The following is a 1,260-nucleotide window of genomic DNA, read 5'->3' as shown; positions in this document are numbered from 1 at the left end:
GTTATCTGCTGTTCCAGTTCTATCTGTTCTTTTTGATATTTCCCCGACAGCATGATGAAGTTTCGTTCCGTTATCTTCTCACAGGCTCTATCTTCATACATTTTCGTAAACAAGCGGTCAATCTCATTTTGTCGGTTCTCGGCTTTCTTCAAGGCACTTGCCTTTTTCTTCTTTTCCCGTATTCGCTCTGCATTCCCAGCCTTTTGTATCTTATTCAACACCTTTTCTTCGTCTTGCTGTACTGCCTTAGCCCAATACTGCAATCGTTCCAATACGGCTTGATACAACACATCATAACGGATATAGTGCATAGAACAAGTACCTTTGCCAAACTGTCCGTAGTAACTGCAAGCATAATAACTGTATGGCGTTTTATTTGCCTTATTTGTCGCAAACCGCATAGACCAGCCACAATCCGCACACTTGACAAGCCCTGCAAATATCGGCGTTGCTTTTTCCTTTGTCTGTCTACGCCTTAGTTTTATCTGTTCCTGCACACGATAGAACACTTCTTTGTCAATAATCGGTTCGTGGGTATTTTCTACTCGAAACCATTCACTTTCGGGCTTACGCACTTTTTTCTTGCTCTTGAATGAAACTGTTGATTGTCGATTATGAACGCTGTTTCCTATATAGACTTCACTTTTTAATATTGCTTTAACATGAGCAATCGTCCACTCATAACGCTTACTTTCGGGCTTTCCCTCAAAGATATGAGCAAAAGTACCGTACCTTGTAAAATTCAACCAAGACGCGGTCGGGACTTTTTCTTCTCGCAGTATTTTTGTGATTTTTGCACTACCGTAACCTTGATAGGCTAGAGAGAAGATTTTTTCAACAATCCATTTTGTTTCCTCATCAACCAACAGTTTCCCTTTGATGTCGGGGTGTTTCTTATATCCTAACGGAGCATAAGCCCCATAATACGCACCCTCTGCAAATTTTGTCTTAAACGCTGATTTCACTTTACGGCTCGTATCTCTTGCTACCCATTCATTGATGATGTTCTTAAATGGTGCAATCTCACTTTCGCCTTTTTCGCTGTCCACACCGTCGTCAATCGCTATGTAACGGACATTATGGCTAGGAAAATACAATTCTGTATATTGTCCTGTCATAATATAGTTTCTACCAAGTCGTGATAAGTCTTTTATTACAACACAGTTGATTTTTCCTGCCTCTATATCCTCAATCATTCTTTGAAAGCTCGGTCTTTCAAAATTTGTTCCCGACCAGCCGTCATCAATATATTCATCAATC

At 40.3% G+C, this 1,260-nt stretch carries 1 protein-coding gene; it reads right to left on the bottom strand.

All coding sequences use genetic code 11. The features are described 5' to 3' along the window. Positions 1-1,260: recombinase family protein (locus tag EUBIFOR_RS03260; protein ID WP_003864493.1), on the bottom strand; the 1,260-nt coding region annotated here is incomplete at both ends.

The organism is Holdemanella biformis DSM 3989, from assembly GCF_000156655.1.
GTDB classification, from domain to species: domain Bacteria; phylum Bacillota_I; class Bacilli_A; order Erysipelotrichales; family Erysipelotrichaceae; genus Holdemanella; species Holdemanella biformis.
The sequence above is the reverse complement of the archived record's forward strand: the minus strand, read 5'-3'. Positions and strand labels throughout refer to the sequence as shown.